This window comes from Zobellia russellii (assembly GCF_044597075.1).
Classification (GTDB): Bacteria; Bacteroidota; Bacteroidia; order Flavobacteriales; family Flavobacteriaceae; genus Zobellia; species Zobellia russellii.
This window is the reverse complement of sequence record NZ_CP139000.1, coordinates 3,577,888-3,597,161: the sequence shown is the minus strand read 5'-3', so window position 1 is coordinate 3,597,161 and position 19,274 is coordinate 3,577,888. Positions and strand designations below refer to the sequence as shown.

The following is a 19,274-nucleotide window of genomic DNA, read 5'->3' as shown; positions in this document are numbered from 1 at the left end:
TTCGTATAAAACCTTTAATGGATGAAATTCTCCATTTTATCCCTCATTTTTCTCTCGGCTTCTGCATTCCAGTATTTACAGTCTAACTGAAAAAAAACAGAAGTATAGGGTATAGTAAAATCAGTTTTTACCACAATAACATTGAATTGCTCCGAAGCTTTATCCAACATGCCAATAATATCTTCATGAATTACCTTTTTAGCTCCACTCGAACCAATTACATGTTTTAAAGATTCACGATATTCGGTTATTCCCTTGGCCATACTTTCATCAATATAATCGATTTCCTTATCCAAATAAACAATCGGTTTTATATGCCCTTGCCCATCAATAACTTTCTTAACTGTCTTTAAGGTGTTGACATGTCCGGAAGTACTTCTAACCATGGTAATACCCGGACTACTCTGTAACGGGTAGGCCTCATCCACAACTACAACCCAATTTCTATGTCCTAAAAGCTTTATCTGATCTTGAAGAATATCTTCCCAGGTTTCACCCTTTTCCTTGATTGACTCTAATTTTGACGGATTAGGATTGGTATCTACACATGCAACAGCCAAACAAAGCATAAGGGATAGAACTATATATTTTTTCATTTTAATTTACTTTAAATTGATGTCTAATATGTCTTTTGCCTGAAGTAAAATAGCATCATCGATTAAAATTTTCATTTTTTGACCATCCTGTTCATAGGAAGATTTTATAATTTTCCCATTCAACTTTAGCGCTATATTATTTATATTTATTTTATCATTTACGTTAACCGTAACTGTATTGAGCTTCAGTTTACCATAACTTAGTTCTATTGTATTTGTCTGTCCCTTAACATCTCTGCTTTGGGTAAAACTCCCCCAACCTTCTGCAGCGGAAAAAAAACTTTTAAAAAAATCAGGACGTAATCTGGGGTTAAAACCGATACTCCCTTGTGGACCATCATAAGTGAATCCGCTAAGAGACAACAATACGTTCCATGAATGCATGGCACGGGAGTAATGGTTGGAACCTTCTACTTCGTTCCAAGGATTACGTTTTGCTCCATTATATCTATCATCAATAGAACGAAGAGAAACCAAAGCCTCTTCCAACAAACCCTCATTAATCATATCACAGGCTGCCTCATACTCTAGGCCTGTCCAAACATTAGTCTTATCATGAGTGTTTTCAAAAGCCCTAGGTTTTTCCTTTGTCCACCCTCCATTGATCATAGCTGCTTCACCTTTTTCCGCTAGGATTCGTGCATTGGGCTTTTCAAAATCATAAATAGTAGCAATATCCGGCGTCCAATTATATTTAAAAATGCTTTTAGCAGCAATTTTGGAGTGTTCTGGGGACAATATATTACCTAAACCAAGCTGATTAGTCCAATTCTGCCCAAACAACTGCTGTGCATCACAGGCCGTACCAGGAAAATAACCCGATCTACCCTCATTAAAAGCCTTGATATAACTTTCCGCATTAGCATCAATTTCCGACGGGAGCTTAAATCCATTTTTCACACCCACATTTCCGTTAAGGCCCACAGGGTAGAGGTGTACATAAAATTCTCCGTTCCACATCTTTTCATCCATAAACTTTCTTCCAGATTCAAATAGCTTATGATAACGCCCGGCCAGTTCAGGTTCTCCCTGTATCTTTGCCATCTCTTCGGCGGCACGTAAAGCTGCTAGATATAAAGTGTTATTGTAAGGATTTGGACCGTACCACATAGGGTCCCAAAACGTTTGCTCACCTTCAAGTACACCATTCGGCTCAAGTCCGATTTCAGCACCATCTTTAAAAATATGATATCCAATTGCCATCTTCACCTTTTCCCAAACGGTATCTAAGAACTCATTGTCAGGTGAATTTAAATGCTCTCGGTAGGCCTTTAAAACATAACCGCTTTGCGCATCCGAAGCGTAACTATGAGGCACGTTCGGTTTGTTTACTCCATATCCTCTAAAATTTATTCGCCCAGACGGACTAAACCCACTGTATTTCTCTGTACTATTAAAATCCTGAAGTAATCGTACGGATCGCTCTAGTTCTGGAAACAGTTTGTAGATTGCTGCAACAAAATTATACACATGACCACAGGTTCCCTGGCAGAAACCAATTCCTTCATATCCGTACATCCGTCCATTTTCCCAAATAGAAATATTTCCTGCGGCCAGCGTAGAAACCGGCATGGTTATGCGGTTTGCAAGCCAGTAGGGTAATGAGGTATCAAAATAAGTATCTCCAAATAATTTTGTGTCTTTGTAAAGGTTTGAAAAGTTATCAGAAACATATTTGGCCACATCAAAAGAATTAGAATACCAATTATTGTAGACATGACCAACCCAGCCAGGAGCTTCCTTAAGGGCATCTTTGTAACGTTTACCATCTTCATACGCATTAGGGAAATACCACGTAACCAAAAAAGTAATCCGTTTTGTTCTATTGGGTGCTATTTTTATGCTTGATACAACGTTACCACCAGTTGATTCTTGTGAATTATAATTGGACTCCCTTGGATTACTTGTGTTATCCGCGCCCCATTTTTGAAGGAATGATTCGTTTGAAGCATTAGAAACATATACTTGTGCTTTTGAATCTAAAACGGATAATGAGAACCCTCCTAATTGTGGATGTTTCATTACTTCTTCGGAAGCATTAACCGCCTTCATTTCCAACGAAAGTCCTTTAACACCCTTGGACTTCATCACCGTATTAGTATGCTCCACTTTAGATGCGTCTGGAAACTGAATATTTTTAAGCCACCCGGATATTGAAACTTCAACTGACTTATCACTGGTATTAGTCACCGAATAGCTCACCACTGTAACCGGATTGGCCGAGTTTCTTAGATTAAGCGGTACAAATGGCGAAAAGACCTCGGAACTGATTTCTACAGGAAGCTTTTCTGATTTTTGTTGGTACCGGATTTCAGCCATTGGATATTCTCCTATAAACTGAATATCATCAAAATCATCTTTGTTCAATTTTAGAACTTTATTTGTACCATCAGCGGTTTTGACACGAATAGAAAATGCATTTTCCACTTTCGAAACGGGCTCCTCAGGGTGCAGGTAATTATACCCAGTAGACAAACCATGCCCACTGTTGGGTTGTTGTTGAACATTATATACCGATTCCGTAAAAGACAACCTGCCATCTCCTGTTACATTTACCTGTCCAGAACCTATTCCACCACAAGGCATGGCCAAATACCTAAGTTCATCTCCAACATAAACCTTTTGCTCTCCTTTTTCAAATAAGGATTTGACCCATTGAGGGTCCAAATTTTTATCTATAGGAATATATGGGTCTTTCCGAGAGGTTTGAGCCGAAATATTACTTAATGAAAATAAAATTAAGAGTAAGAACAATAGCTGACCTGTTTCAGGTATGTCATATGTAAAGGCTTTTCTTTTATCAAATTGACCCATTTGTATTTTTTTCATTTATATATCAATCTAAGAATTTAGCCACTCACTTTCTAAATTAGTAATAGGGAAGAACGACAGATATCCAATCTTACATTAATACTATTAATCAGTTTTTCAATCAATAGTAACCACTAAACTTTGGCCAGTAGAAATTCGAATTTTTCCATCCAATTGAAGGATAGCTCGATTTTTTTCCATAGTGAAGGAACTTTTTAATTTCTTGCCATTAAGAGAAACGGAAGCTTTGTTTATTTTAAAATCTACAGGAAGACCCAACTCTAATGTCTTAAGTGCCAATTTCCCATGTTTTAATGTAACGGATGCATCGAATGAGTCATTAGAGCTTTTCTGCTCATAAGTTCCCCAACCTTCCGCAGTAGTAAAGGGTGATTTAAAATTGGAAGGGGTTATTTTTGGTGTAAAAGAAAGATAGCCCTTAGGCCCATGATATTGAAAACCAGTAGCCGCTATAAACACTCCGTAACTTGCCATTGAACGTGAGTAATGTACTCCCCATTCTACCTCGCACCAAGGGTTTCTTTTAGAACCATGATATCTATTATTCTGCATATACCAAGTATGGGCCATTGAACGTAACGGCATATTATGTGACATCATTAAATGAGAAAGAGCATACTCATAACCATTTTGACTTTCATTATTGTAAGCTGCAAATCTGGGGTTGCCTTTTTCTAAAACTTCCGAGCCGCCATTAGGCCAGGTACAGGCAATAAAACCGCCTTCACCAGGCATAGCGTACCATCTACCGGTAGGTTTCACTCTACGATAAGGCCCTACATCAGTTGTGAAATTAAATTTCCATAGGCTATTTAATGCCTCGGTGACTTTATTCGAATCAATGATACTACCAAGACCCAATTGATATGCCCAACTTTGACCATATAGCTGGCTATACTCACAACCATTATACACACCAGGCGAGTCAGGATGTTCAGGGTCTCCCCTTTGAATAAAATACTCGCCATTAAATAAATTGTTTTCAATAAAATGCTTCCCCTTATCAGCTAGCAAAATGCAAAAATCCGCATACTCTTGATCTTCCATTTCTTTTGCCATGACCGCCATAGCTCTTAAGGCAGATTGATATTGTAAGCTAAGCCATGTAATTTCTCCAAACCAATCTGCATCTAGGGTATTGTGTTGGGGTCCACTTAAAATGCCATCATGATTGTTATCATTGGCATTTATGAGTCCGTCCATAACTGTTTTGATTCCCTTGTAGTTTTTCTTTAGAAAGTTATTATCAACAGAAGATTGATGTGTCAAAAGAGACCTTTGTATCAGACCTGACTGACCATCCACTGCCATACCGTTACCCCATCCTTTACCCATTTTGGTACGCCCTCTAAAATTAACCACTCCGGAGGGAAACAAGCCGCCGTCTGGAAAAGGCGAAAAATCAGTATGTTCTCTTAAACTAATCTCTAATTCAGGAAATAGACGCCCCATGGCCTGTACATAGCTCCAAACATGAGTACAGGTCCCTAAACCTTGATACCCCCCCTCAAAGCCATAAAATTGCCCATTCTCAAAAATATGACTCGTGCTGCTGGCCAATATGGAGGTATTCAAGAACGTTCTATCTAAAAACCAATAAGGTAAAGTAGAATCATACCATGTGTCTCTCCAAAGTTTGGTTTTTGACGAAAGTCTTTGAAAATCAGCAACTATTTGGGTTGCCACTTCATCAGCACTTTTAAAGAGATTGTTGTAAGATTTCCCCTTTTTACCAATTATTTTGGCCACTTGGCTATTCGGAAAATGCCAGGTAAAAATAAAGTTGACTTGTTTTGATTCCTTAGGCTTCAAAGACATTTTTTTAACCAGAGCACCTACAATGGGTTTTTGATTGTATGTGTTCGAAAATCTCAACTCATTGTCCTCAATGAAAAGACTCTTACCCAATCTGTCAATATCAACATTACTGGCCGAATAGCTATTAACGTCACCTTCAAGCAAGGTCAAACCCATGGTGCCATAGTCATATTTAGCGGTCAAGGAGTCAACTTCATTATCAACTACAGAACTACAATTTAGCCGTAAGGTTCTGTCTGCTCCTTTAGTTATTTTATTTTGAAGTTGAATATTCTGACTAAGCCTAGATTCAATTAAAACAGCATTTTCCAACCAACCACCAAGTTCTACAACCAAATCATCTTCCGATTCATTCTTAATAGTAAAATTAAATACAGTTGCTGGAAAGCTAGATGATTTTAAGTCCAAAGGCAAAAAAGGAGAAAAAGCCTCCATTTTTAAACTTATTGGCAAAGCACTATCAGAGTAATTCACCTCACCTATAGGATATTGGCCTTTAAACTCTATATGCGAAATATGGTCCCGGTCGAGTTTTTTTATGATTGCTTCACCTCCACTTTTTCTAATTTTAACAGCAAAACCTTGCTCAACTTGATGCGTACCATACTTCCCTTCCTCAATTCTTTTATATGGGTATTCATAGGCTTCCTCTCCCTTTAATTGTCCCTTTTTGTAATTAGTATTGAAAATATCCCAAAACCAAAGTTTTCCATCTCCACCCAAATACAGCTGCCCAGCCCCTATACCACCCACCGGCATTCCTATAAACTCAAAATTATTCGAATTTTCTTTGGTATAAATAAGAGGCTCTCCTCTTTCTAGCAATTGCGATTCAAAATTTTTGGGGAAATTTTTGACAACATGGGTTTTATCAGAGTTCAGCTCTAATTCTTCCTTTTGTTCGTCTTTTTGAGAACTAACCATTGTAGTACTAAAGAGCAATACACTTAAGGCTATAAAATTATATTTCATCGTTGTTTTTTTGAGTGATTTTGTGGTGTTTTAACAAGAAGGAAAGGATACTTGTTCTTATCCCTTCGGTTAATTTTACCATCCTGGATTTTGTTCTATACCCATTAATTCTACCTGTTGCGTAGGTAACGGAAACAAATAATGTTTCTCTTCAAACCTTCTGTTACCCGAGAATTGCCATAAATAAAACCCATTCTCATCAAAACGTTCAAGTGTATCGTAATCAGGGTCGCCCGCATACTCCGTACCATTATAGAGAATTCCCCTAATCGACTTTGGTAATTCGGTTTCGGCAGTTTTCCACCTCTTTAAATCTTCTAACCTAAAACCTTCCATAAATAATTCAACTGTACGTTCCCTTCTGATTTCCTCACGCATATCAAGGCCGTTTGATTCTACGAAAGCATTCGTCAAACTGGGCAGTTTGGCCCTATTTCTCAATAAGTTAATCGATTTATTCAATTCTTCGTCCGATATACTACCGTTTAACTCATATTTGGCCTCGGCAAAAATCAAGAGAACCTCAGAATAGCGCATCACAGGGTAATCCGTTTCTTCTTGCCCTAAACTAATGTCTTTTTTCTCTGTAGTAAACTTAATTAAAGTATAACCGGTACAGGTGTTTTCTCCAAAGTTAGCTTTGTGGATTCCTGTGCCTTCCCCAGGGTTTTCAGGATTATCAAAATCTCTCCCTAGGGCACCATAACTGTAATAACGAATACCTGGAATGGCCAAAGAGTTACGCATTCTATTATCACGGTTCTCAAACTCGGATGTAAATGTTGCCCTACCCTGAAACAAAGGTGATTTGTCAATAGGAAGCCCATCGGAGCACAAATAAAAATCCGCCATTTTTTTGGTTGGCGCATTCTCTTGTGTCACTCCATGAGAATGACCATTGGTAATGCCAAATTCAAAAGAATACTTTCTTGTAATGATAAATTCGTTTATATCGGATTTGTTGAGGTTAAGCGGATTGGATTTTGCTACGGCATTATTATCTATTAAAAACAAGTACCTGTAACTATCGTCTCCAAGTTGATCAAAAATACCATAGGCACCACTATTGATGACATTGTTGGCGGCATCAGCAGCAATTTTTAGATATTCCGCCGCGTCTGAACCATTATTTCTAAATTTCTGCCAAGTACCCTCGAAAAGGGCCACTCTTGCCATAAACGACTCTGCTGCTTCGCTACTAATTCTCCCTTCTTCTTCATCTGCCAGATTACCTGCCGAAGGCAGTACGTTTATGGCTTCTTGAAGATCTTCAAGCAACTGGGCTACAACCTCTTTTCTATCCGCCCTTTTTGCAAAGAGTTCTTCAGAGTCAATGTCCAAAGGTTTCAAAATCAATGGAACTCCCCCAAAATTCTTCAATAGCCTAAAATACAGATAGGCCCTAAAAAATTTAGCTTCTCCTACGTACTGTTGTATTTCAGAAACCTCCCCTTCATATTCTTGAGCTTTGACAATCAAATTATTGACACCCCTAATCTCATTGTATGCGTTGTTCCAGACCGAGCTTTGCTCGGAGGGTATGTAACTACCGTCACTTACCGTATTATAGGTTTCACAAGATGTTACTATATCTGAATTGGCATCAGGTTCATTTGAATAGGTCTTTAACGAAAAATAGAAATTATTGGCGGCCAATTCAAAATCACTGGCATTTTTCCAAAAAGAAACATCTGAAATACTATCTTCTGGTAATAAATCTAAATCATCATTGCAAGACCATGTGCTTACTACGAGCATAAAAACACTCCACGTTTTTATGTATTTATATATATTATATTTTTTCATTGCTATTTTCTTAAAAATTAATATCCACTCCTACCGTTACCCTTCTCGTAAAAGGTATACCTCCAGACCAGTTATAAGGTCTTTCAGGGTCTTTCCCCTTATCAGGAGCGTTAATAAATTCAAACAAATCATCTCCACTCACGAAAGCTCTAATACTACTGGCTCGTAGTTGCTTAGACAAGTTGTCCGGAAAGGTGTATCCTAAATTGATATTTTTCAACCTAACAAAACTGTTATTATACACTCTCCAATCTGCAAAGCGGTAGTTCCAATTAACAATACTTCCATTAACGCTGAGTGATGGTAGTTCTTTGTCAGGCCTCAATTCTGAGTGGTAAGTATTATTATAGAAATAAGAATCTTGGTTATGCCACCATTGATTAAAGGGAATAGAGGAAGTACCCGTACGGATTATATCATCCTTCAGCCATCCACTAAAATAAGCCGAGAAATCAAAATTTTTCCAAATGAAGCTGGTATTAAAAAAGTAGTTGTATCTAGGGTTGTTGCTTCCCAAGTACTTAACATCTGCTAGATTACCATTATCGTCGTAAACACTTATTCTACCATCGTTGTTTAAATCGGCGAATTTTACATCACCAATTCTTAGACCTTGCGGTACACCATCTAATTGTTTATAGGCCTCTAATTCTTCTTGGCCGGTCAATAGTTTTTCACGGCTATACCCAAATAGTGAATTCATTGGATACCCTTCAACGGCTCCCATTCTACTAGCAGAAATCACATTTGACCCAGCTAAAGAGACAATCTTGTTTTTATTGTCACTTACCCCGACATCGAATTGATATTTAAATTCTTTATCATGGTTTTTATAGACCAAAGATGCTTCCCACCCGGTAGTTTCTAACTCACCGAAATTACTTGTAGGCGGTGTCGCTCCTAAAACCGACGGAAGGGTTATACCCACTAGCATATTTTTGTTCCGCTTTTTAAAATAATCGAACGAACCTGTAATCTTAGAATCGAACAAACCAAAGTCAATACCAAAGTTGGTAGTAGATATTCGCTCCCATGTTCTATTCTCACTTGCCAATGCCCCTAGCGAAGCAGCTAAATTCCTTGATTGTGTGGTGCCGAATGGATAAATGCCGCTATTTACATTTATTGATTGAATATAGTCGTACAAACCAATACTGCTCTGGTTGCCGACCACTCCATAGGAGACTCTTACCTTTAGCCTATCTAAGGCCTTCACGTTAAAAAACTTCTCTTCAGATATATTCCATCCTGCTGAAATTCCTCCAAAATTATCCCAACGGTTGTTTTTTGTAAATCGTGAACTCCCATCACGTCTAGCAGTAAGTTCTATCAAGTATTTGGAATCAAAAGAGTAATTTAACCTTCCGAAAAAGGACCCTAATGCCCAGGCATTGGCAGAACTATTGTTGTATTGTTCATCCACATCACCTAATTGCAGAGACTGCAATTCTTCGGTCAGCAAGTCTCTTCTATAAGCTGAGAACCCATCAAATTCGCTCTTTTCGTAAGACCCACCTAATAAAACACTTACATTATGAATTTGGTCGAAGCTTTCATTATAATTAGCAAATGCCGAATAGTTCTGAAAAATTCTTTGATCATAACTCTTGCTAGCCCTATTTCTATCAGGCCTCCTTTTGTTAATTTGCTCACCGCTCCAGTCATAATAGGTAATAATCTTTGTAAGTCCATCGCTAAAGTTTTTATCAACGTTTATTCCCCCGATAGCACTTATATCAAGATTAGGTAAAATCTTATAGCTCAGTTTCACCCTAGAATTCATTCTATTGCTTACTTCTTTTGTTCTTCCTCCCAATTCAAGCATAGCAATGGGATCAGTAGTACCCCCAAATCCATAGTTTTCTCCTTGGGAGTTCAAGTATGCCATGTTAGGTAAAGTATACCAGTATACGTCATTCCCATCATGAAAAACGCTATTCAATAAAGTGGGACGATCTTTAACACCTCTTTCAATATAAAAAGACAAACCCAAGTTCAATTTATCGGAAAACTTCAGATTATTATTTAGTCTTATATTAAAGCGGTTATAACTGTTTTCGGCTGGCGCCTGTAACCCTTCCGTATCGATATAGCCAAATGAATAATTATATGTATGTTTCTCAGAGCCTCCTGAAACAGTAAGATTATGAATCTTGCCCAACGCATAATCTTTCCACATTTCATCTACAAAGTTTCTATCTGCGTAAGTAAAATCTATAGCATCAAAAAAAGGTGAAGGGCCTGTACCCGGAGCACCGTTTAGCCAAAACTCTTCTCCCGCCTTATATCGATGATTTGAAATCCCGTCCAACACGCTAGCCTCATCATACATTTGAAAATATTGAGCTTGTGTAGCTGGTTGTACCTCTCGACCGAGAAACTCAAAAGTTGACTTACCGGAATAGCTAATTTTAGGCTTTCCTAGTTTTCCGTTTTTAGTAGTTACCAATATAACCCCTCCTGCTGCTCTGGCACCATAAAGTGAAGCAGCTGCTGCATCCTTTAAAACAGAAAATTGGGCAATGTCGTTTTGGTTAAGTGATGACAGAACTGATAAGTTATCATAGGGCACATCGTCAATAATCAATAAAGGCTTGGTAGCATTAATACTTGAAGCTCCTCTAATTTGTATGTCGGCACGTTCATCTCCAGGGTCACCCTGTCCTCTAGAGACAACTAATCCAGGGATTGCTCCCTGTAAATTTACGATAAGGTTAGAACTTGACCTCTTTTGTATGGGGCCAACATCTACATTTTCAATCGCTCCTGTTAAAGATTTTTTTCCTCTTGTTCCAAAACCGACGACCACGACCTCATCTAGCCCAGCAGCACTTTCCAATAATGTTATATTAAGCGTATTTTCCCCATTTACAGCAATCTCTTTCGTTGCAAAACCAATATAAGATATTTGCAAAGTAGCATTTGCTTTACTTAGTAATATGGAAAAATTACCATCAAAATCTGCAGTAACACCGTTGGCAGTTCCTTTTTCTACTATGTTAGCTCCGGACAAAGGAAAGCCCTCTGAATCTGTCACCGTACCTTTGACCTCCGTTCTTTGAACGTGCGAAGACATGGTAACCTTGTTAATAATTTCCGAAGGAATTTTCTTTCTTTCAACTAAATATATACGCCTGCCATTTATACTATAATCGGTTTCTGTATCGTGAAAAACTTGTTCCAATATTTTGACAATCTTCTCGTTCTTTACATTTATAGAAACCGAGCGAGTTAAATTAACATCCTCGATCTTGTATACGAATTGAAATTCTGACGTTGTCTCTATTTGATCTATAAGCTCTCCTATAGTAACATTACTTAGCTTTAAAGTGATTTTCATCCGCTGTGAATAAGTATCGTTGGCTTGCAAGGAAAAGAAAGCTACCAATATAAACAGCGTGCTGAGTTTCATCTTTAAATCATATTTAAATATAGGATAGGAGCTTCTTGTACGATTAAGAAGTTTTTTCATACTTTTAAGGTGTTAAATGTGGTTATTTGTTTTAATTTAATCACAGGTATTGAATCGGGAAATGTTGGCGCATTTTCCGATTTTTTTATATTATAATACCAGTGCGACTTTCTTGGTTTATTAGTCTCTGTTCATTGGCTATTATTTAAGTTATAGTTCAGTTAAATTATTTAATAAGAATTGTTCCTGGGTTTTTAACCGTATAATCAATTCCATAATTTTCCTTTAATTCAGAAAGAACCTTTTCTATAGGCTCATTTCCGAAATTGGCATTGAATTTCTTGTTAGACAATATCTTATTATGATTGACAATTGAAACGTTATAATGTCTTTCTAACTTTTTAATAATATTTTCAAAAGTAACGTTCCGAAAAATTAGTTCTCCTTTCACCCAAGAAGTATACAACTTTGTTGAAACTTTACTTTGCTGTATTTCTTCTTTCTTTTTATCAAAACTTCCTTTGAACCCTGGCTTAAGTATCACCGTATTTTTCTGGGTTGCGGTCTTATCTTCCGCATAAAGACTCACCGAACCTTCCACGAGAACTACGTCGGCTGTTTCATCTTCCGGATAAGAAGATATATTGAATTCGGTTCCTAAAACTTGAACATTCAATTTCTCTGTATTTACAATAAACGGGCGTAGTGAATCTTTTGCTACCTGAAGATATGCTTCTCCAGTAATGTAGACTTGCCTTTCTTGTTTTTTCAAAAACCTTGTAGGATATTTTAAAGAAGACCCCGAATTTAAATGAGCAACTGTTCCATCGGATAACCTTACCCGAAAAGTTTTACCATAAGGAATGGTTAACGTATTATACACTAATTCCTCGGCTTCATCAGTTTCCGAATAGGTCAGTTCCTTTCCCTGTTGATGACCTATTACACTTCCCGCATCATCAGTCAAGGTAATTTTCGCATTTTCTTCAATGACGCGAACACTACCATCGTTAAGTTTTAGTGTTATTACATTCTTAGGCACTTCATTCCGATAATCTCCACTTGCACCAAAGTAAATGTATCCGGCAGACAAAAATCCGATGAGTATAGCTGCTACGGAAACTACTTGCTTAAATCGAAATCTATTTGACTTTTCTTCAGTGTACGGTTGAATTTTTTTCCATAGCGAATTTTTCACTTGACTACGATCAGCATCACCCTCAAAAGTCTCTTTTTGTATATTGAAACCTAACTCACTACTAAACTTTTTTAAAAGTTGCATTTCCTGGTCCGAAATGGAACCCTCCAAATACTTATCCAATAGTTTTCTGAATTCTTGTTCTTGCATTGTTAAACTCCTCCATAAATAGGAACCATGAAACCATTAAAACTCACACAAAAAATATGATTTTAACACAATTTTAACAATTTAGTAATGGGCCAGTAATTCTAAAAACACCTTTCGAGGCAGATATAAAACCGTAAGTAAGGGGCTATTTAAACAAAAAAATAGAGAAAGATAACCTGAAGTGTAGCCATATGCTGTCTTATTACCTTTAAGGCCAAAGACACCTGATTCTCGACCGATCGTTTTGATATGCCGAATCTCATGGCAATCTCTTCATTGGTAGCATGTTCCATACGACTCAACCTAAATATCTGTTGGCACCTAGGAGATAGCTCATTTAAAGATGCATCTAAAATGGTCTGCACATGCGCCAAATTATGCTGGCCCTCTATCTCCGCCTCGGAAATAAGGGACAAAGAACTGATGACCTTAAGTTGGGTATTGTTAAATTTGTTATCTCTTAAATATTTAAAACACCCATAACTTACAGATTTAAAGAGATACGCTTCAAAATTTACAATATCACGTTTTTTCCTATGCTTCCATAGATTGATCCAGACTTCTTGAATAATATCTTCTGCTGCTGCTCTGTTTCCAAGAATGGAATTGGCCTTAATGAACATAGCTTCCCAATACTTTTCAAAAAGGGCCTGAAATGCCCTCTTATTACCCTCTTTAAATTGGGTCACCAATAAGTCATCGCTATGGTTTTTTTTATCAATCATGATTTGCCGAAAAAAGCATAAATACAAATTCAAATTCTAAATGTAGAAAAAAAGTACATAAATATTATTGAATAATCAAAAATGAATGACCACAACCTTACTATTCACAAAACAAATCATTCGCCAATACACCAACTACAGATAAATTCCTTAAATTAAATAGTAAAAAACATACATTTTAAATCCCTTTTAGGCCATACACAGCATCGTTCCAACGTAGTTCTTGTTTAAAGCGATAGAGGTCTGTTTTTTCATCAATCAATAAAAACTCTATATCCATAATTTCAGCAAAGTCCTCAAGTGATTCTGCGGAGATATTCTGACTATAACAGGTATGATGAGCCCCGCCACCATAAATCCAAGCTGCTGCGGCCGTTTGAAGGTCAGGTTTGGCATCCCAAAGCACTCTAGCAACGGGAAGGTTTGGCATATCATTTTTAATTTCTAAAGCCTCTACTTTATTGACCAACATTCTAAAACGGTTGCCCATATCTACAATGGATGCATTTAAAGCATTACCCGCGCCTGCATTAAAAACCAAGCGTACGGGGTCTTCTTTTCCTCCGATTCCCAAAGGATGGATTTCGCAAGAAACATCTCCTTTAGCAATGGACGGACATATTTCCAGCATATGCGAACCCAAAACAGTAGTGTTACTAGGATCAAAATGATAGGTATAATCTTCCATAAAGCTGTTTCCTCCTTCAAGGCCAGAACCCATAACTTTCATGGTGCGTACCAATGCGGCAGTCTTCCAATCGCCCTCGCCACCAAAACCATAACCGCTGGCCATTAATCTTTGTGTTGCTATACCCGGTAATTGTTTCATTCCGTGTAAATCCTCAAAGGTGTCCGTAAAAGCGGTATAACCGCCCTCCTCTAGAAAAGCGCGCATACCCAATTCTATTTTGGCCGCATCCTTTAAAGAATTACGCATGCTTCCATCAAGCTTTATTTTAGATGCAATGATATACAAATCTTCATACTCCTGAATCAATGCATTAATTTCGCCCTCAGCAACTCCGTCTATATATTTAACCAAATCACCTACGCCGTACCCGTTTACTTCGTAACCGAATTTTAACTGAGCAGAGACCTTATTGCCTTCCGTGACCGCTACCTGGCGCATATTATCTCCAAAACGGGCCACCTTCATATTTTTTGAATCGGCAACGGCACAAGCTACACGGCACCAGTTACCAACTTTTAGCAAAACGGACTCACTTTTCCAATGTCCAACTATTACCTTACGGTTCAAACGCATCCTTGAAGCCAAGAAACCAAATTCTCGGCCTCCGTGAGCCGACTGGTTCAGATTCATAAAATCCATATCTATGGCGTTCCACGGAATATCACGGTTATATTGGGTATGCAAATGCAAAAAGGGTTTCTGAAGTGCTTGCAGACCAGCAATCCACATTTTTGCTGGAGAAAAGGTATGCATCCACATAACCAATCCTACACAAGTATCCGTATTGTTCGCTTCCTTGCACAAAGCACTAATTTCACCTGGGGTTTTTACCACAGGCTTAAAAACAACTTTAACAGGGATTGTTGGGTTTGCATTATAATATTTGGCGATTTCAGAAGAATGTTCCGCTACTTGGGCCAAAGTTTCCGGCCCGTATAGATGTTGACTACCCGTTACGAACCAAATTTCGTTCTTGCTTAAATCGATCATTATTTTTTAAACTTTAATTCTTAAGAAAAATACACGTACATGCCCACTACAATAGAACATATTACAAAGCCAACGGGCTTGGCAAATTTCCATGGAGTAATATCTACTTGCTCCGTATACACCTGAACATACTCATTCTCTCTTGGCCAAAACTTGCCAATTACGAACATTAAAAGCACTACCAAAACGAACAATATGCCCATAACATGCAGGAAGCTAATATCCGGCTTAACAATATAAAGGGTTACCAAATACGTGACAACGGCGAAAACAATACCAATGTTGGCAGCAATACCCGGTACCTTTTTAGTTAAATACCCTACTAAGATTATAGCTAAAATTGGCACACTGTACGAACCGTTCAATTCTTGCAGATAGTTAAAAATACCACCTTCAACTCCAAATAATAATGGAGCAATGATCATAGAAATTATGGCCAAGAACATTCCGAATATCTTTCCTGCTTTTACCACTTGTTTCTCCGTAGCCTCTTTATTGATGTATTCTTTATAAAAATCGAGACCAAAAAGGGTAACAGAACTATTTAGGGCACTGTTGAAAGAACTAAGTATAGCTCCAAAAAGGACAGCTGCAAAGAAACCGATAAAAGCCGTTGGCAACACCTTTTTAACCACCATAGGATACGCTTGATCTGCATTGGTCAATTCGCCATTAAAAATCTGAAAAGCAATAATACCCGGCAATACAACAATGAAAGGGCCTAAAATTTTTACGAATGCGGCAAGGCTTAGTCCTATTTGACCTTCACGTAAGTTCTTGGCACCAAGTGCTCTTTGAATAATCGCTTGGTTGGTACCCCAATAATAGAAGTTTACAATGACCATACCTGTGAAAAGCGTCCAAAAAGGCACCGAAGAATCGGGTCCTCCTAAAATGTCGAATTTTTCAGGGAAATTGGTCGTAAGCACGTCCATTCCGGCAAAAAGACTTCCGTCACCTACATACAACAATCCGAAAATTGGTATAAGGGAGCCTCCAATAATCAAGCCTATTGCATTTATAGAATCGGATACAGCAACCGCTTTCAATCCACCGAAAATGGCATAGATACTTCCAATTATACCTATTCCCCAGACGGTAACCCACAGAGCCCCTTCTTCGCCCATACCCATTGCCTGCGGCAAATCAAACATGGTATTAATCGCCAAAGCACCTGAATAAAGAACGGTAGGAAGCATTGAAATGGCATAACCTCCTAAAAACAGAAGAGACACCAATGTTTTTGTTGATTTACCATATCGTTTTTCTAGAAATTGTGGAATGGTAGCAATTCCCCCTTTTAAATATCTTGGCAACAATACCAAAGCGGTAAACACCATAGCTATAGCGGCCAAAACCTCGTAAGCCATAATGAGAATCCCCTCGCTATATGCGATACCGTTCATACCTACAATCTGCTCCGTAGAGAGATTTGTTAGAAGTAATGATCCTGCAATTACCGGACCGGTAAGACTACGACCACCCAGAAAATAACCGTCTGAAGAGGTCTCATCTGTTTTTCGGGTTGATAAATAGGCAATAATTGCCACTAAAAGTGTAAACCCGATGAACGTTGCTATTCCCATAAACTATATTTCAATTAAAACTTAACACCCTTGCCCGTAATAAGCGTCTTTACCGTGCTTGCGCTCAAAATGCTTTTTCTTTAAAGCTTCCTTTAGCGTTGCAGCATTGGGATTTATCTGTAAAGTTAGATGTGCCATTTTAGCCACTTCCTCACAAACTGCGCTATTATAAACTGCCTTGGCTGCCGTTGCTCCCCAGGTAAATGGAGCGTGACTACCAACCAGTATCATGCCTATATCATTATAATCCAAGCCTCTGTCTTTTAGACAATCAATTATTTGATAACCCGTCATATACTCATAATCGCCTTGAATATACTCATCTTTCATAGGAGGAGCACACGGAATATCAGCAATTAAATGATCGGCATGAGTGGTTCCGAAGATAGGAATATCTTTTATTGCTTGTGCCCATGCCGTACCATAAGTTGAGTGCGTATGTACGACTCCACCAATTTTATCCCATTCCTTGTAAAGAACGGCATGCGTTTTTGTGTCGGAAGAAGGTCTCATTTTACCTTCCACAATTTTAGCGTCAAAATCACAAATAACGATATCCTCTGCTTTTAACGAAGCGTAAGGCACACCACTTGGTTTAATGGCAAAAACCCCTTTATCTCTATCTACGGCACTTGCATTACCAAACGTGAACAGGACCAATCCTAATTCCGGAAGTTGCATATTTGCCTCAAAGGCCTCTTCTTTTAACGCTGTATACTTACCCATTTCTATTGGTTTCGTTCATAATATGTTGTTCCATAGTCTCGCACAGTCTACTGTAGTCGCCATACACCTCTAAATATGCTCGTGCATCGGTAGGGTCAGGTTCGTATATGGTTTCAAAAGCGCTTCCCATTTGCTCCATGGCTTCGGGAACGCTGTTGTACACCTTGGCAGCTACAGCACCAAAAACAGCCGCACCTAATGCACAAGCCTGTTCGGAAGCCACTACTTTAATAGGCATGTTTAGCACATTGGCCATCATTTGCATGATAAATGGCGATTTCTTTGCTACGCCTCCCAGCGCTATAATCCCTTTTATGGGAATACCTTCGGAAAGGAACCGGTCCACTATTTTCTTTGCTCCAAAACAAGAAGCCTCTACTAAAGCCCTGAATATTTTAGGTGATGTACTACCCAAGTTAATACCTGCAATGACCCCTTTTAAATTCTGATTGGCATCCGGGGTACGCCTTCCGTTCATCCAATCCAATGCCAACTCGCCCGAAGCTCCAATAAGTTCTTTACTGGCTGCATCACTAAGTTCAGGAATAAGGTTATTGAGTGCCTCTTTAATCAGTTTTTGTTTGGTATCCTCATCAATTAAGGATGACTTGGATATCAATTCTTCAATTGGCCATGCCAATACCCTACTATACCAAGCGTAAATATCGCCAAAAGCAGACTGGCCAGCTTCTAGGCCCAACATATTTGGAATGACGGAACCATCTACTTGCCCGCAAATACCCTTGACCAATTTTTCCTCGCCTTCCATAGGAGCTACCAAAACATCGCAGGTAGAGGTACCCATAATTTTCGTTAGGTAATATGGTTCTATTTTTGCACCAACAGCGCCCATATGGGCATCAAAAGCCCCCACGGAAACCACTGTATTCTCGGGAATGCCCAATCGTTCTGCCCATTCGGGACTTAAGGTACCTACAGGAATATCTGAAGTATATGTTTTATTAAAAAGCCGTTCCCTTAACCCGTCTAAAAGCGGGTCTAATGCCACAAAAAATTCATTTGGTGGCAGTCCGTTATAACTTTCATGCCAAAGAGCCTTGTGTCCTGCGGCGCATCTACTGCGTTTCATTTCCTGAACATCTTTACCTCCGGTCAACAAAAAGGGTATCCAATCACAATGCTCCACCCATGAATAGGCAGCTTTATGCACCGCAGCATCTGTTCTAGACACGTGTAATATCTTGCTCCAGAACCATTCAGAAGAATAGATTCCCCCTTCGTATTGTGAATAGTCTATATCCCATTTCTCACAAAGTTCATTGATTTCGTTTGCCTCCCTAATACCCGTATGGTCTTTCCAAAGCACGAACATAGCGTTAGGGTTCTCTTTGAATTCATCTAGCAACGCTAAAGGGGTGCCATTACGGTTTACCGCCACAGGAGTACTTCCCGTGGTATCTACACCTATACTAACGATTTGAGCGGAAATTTCAGACCCTACAGCTCCAACCACGGATTTTATGGTAGATTCTATTCCTTCAATATAATCTAGCGGGTGCTGACGGAAACGGTTCTCGGAAGGATTGCAGTATTTACCCTCTTTCCAACGTTTATAATAATGTACGGCATTAGCAAGTTCTTCGCCCGTTTGGGTGTTGACCAATAGCGCACGGACAGAATCCGAACCAAAATCCAAGCCTAAGCTATAGGCGTTTTGTGACCTCATGTGTGTTAACTTTAAAATTTAGATAGCGTTTTAGAGTAGGCCACCTTGTAAAAAAGACTAATATAGAACTTTTTACAAGTGTTTC

Annotated in this window: 11 protein-coding genes; all 11 read right to left on the bottom strand. The window is 38.6% G+C overall.

The window, feature by feature from the left end:
* Window positions 1-14 precede the first annotated feature (14 nt).
* The 11 genes from SJY45_RS14645 to SJY45_RS14595 all read right to left on the bottom strand — a co-directional run bounded on the left by SJY45_RS14645 (window position 15) and on the right by SJY45_RS14595 (window position 19,189).
* Complete coding sequence (locus tag SJY45_RS14645) at window positions 15-596, bottom strand: hypothetical protein (RefSeq protein ID WP_400071657.1); 582 nt, start codon at window positions 594-596, stop codon at window positions 15-17.
* Window positions 597-602: 6 nt separating this feature from the next.
* The gene (locus tag SJY45_RS14640; RefSeq protein WP_400071655.1) at window positions 603-3,425 is read right to left on the bottom strand and encodes a GH116 family glycosyl hydrolase; all 2,823 of its coding nucleotides are present in this window, start codon (window positions 3,423-3,425) and stop codon (window positions 603-605) included.
* Between the two features lie 99 nt (window positions 3,426-3,524).
* Window positions 3,525-6,218 (bottom strand): GH116 family glycosyl-hydrolase, encoded by a 2,694-nt coding sequence (locus SJY45_RS14635; RefSeq protein ID WP_400071653.1) that lies wholly within the window; start codon window positions 6,216-6,218, stop codon window positions 3,525-3,527.
* A 75-nt stretch (window positions 6,219-6,293) separates the two neighbouring features.
* Window positions 6,294-8,024 (bottom strand): RagB/SusD family nutrient uptake outer membrane protein, encoded by a 1,731-nt coding sequence (locus SJY45_RS14630; protein ID WP_400071651.1) that lies wholly within the window; start codon window positions 8,022-8,024, stop codon window positions 6,294-6,296.
* A 10-nt stretch (window positions 8,025-8,034) separates the two neighbouring features.
* Window positions 8,035-11,496 (bottom strand): TonB-dependent receptor, encoded by a 3,462-nt coding sequence (locus SJY45_RS14625; protein ID WP_400071649.1) that lies wholly within the window; start codon window positions 11,494-11,496, stop codon window positions 8,035-8,037.
* A gap of 166 nt (window positions 11,497-11,662) precedes the next feature.
* Window positions 11,663-12,784 (bottom strand): FecR family protein, encoded by a 1,122-nt coding sequence (locus tag SJY45_RS14620; RefSeq protein WP_400071647.1) that lies wholly within the window; start codon window positions 12,782-12,784, stop codon window positions 11,663-11,665.
* A gap of 149 nt (window positions 12,785-12,933) precedes the next feature.
* Window positions 12,934-13,509, bottom strand: a complete 576-nt coding sequence (locus SJY45_RS14615) for an RNA polymerase sigma factor (protein WP_400071645.1) — start codon at window positions 13,507-13,509, stop codon at window positions 12,934-12,936.
* 178 nt (window positions 13,510-13,687) lie between these two features.
* Complete coding sequence (araA, locus tag SJY45_RS14610; RefSeq protein WP_400071643.1) at window positions 13,688-15,190, bottom strand: L-arabinose isomerase; 1,503 nt, start codon at window positions 15,188-15,190, stop codon at window positions 13,688-13,690.
* A gap of 20 nt (window positions 15,191-15,210) precedes the next feature.
* Window positions 15,211-16,776, bottom strand: a complete 1,566-nt coding sequence (locus SJY45_RS14605) for a solute:sodium symporter family transporter (protein WP_289038263.1) — start codon at window positions 16,774-16,776, stop codon at window positions 15,211-15,213.
* A 21-nt stretch (window positions 16,777-16,797) separates the two neighbouring features.
* Window positions 16,798-17,502, bottom strand: coding sequence for an L-ribulose-5-phosphate 4-epimerase (locus tag SJY45_RS14600; protein WP_400071641.1), 705 nt, complete (start codon window positions 17,500-17,502; stop codon window positions 16,798-16,800).
* Window positions 17,495-19,189 (bottom strand): ribulokinase, encoded by a 1,695-nt coding sequence (locus SJY45_RS14595; RefSeq protein ID WP_400071639.1) that lies wholly within the window; start codon window positions 19,187-19,189, stop codon window positions 17,495-17,497. The genes SJY45_RS14600 and SJY45_RS14595 overlap by 8 nt, the downstream gene beginning before the upstream one ends.
* Between the last annotated feature and the right edge of the window lie 85 nt (window positions 19,190-19,274).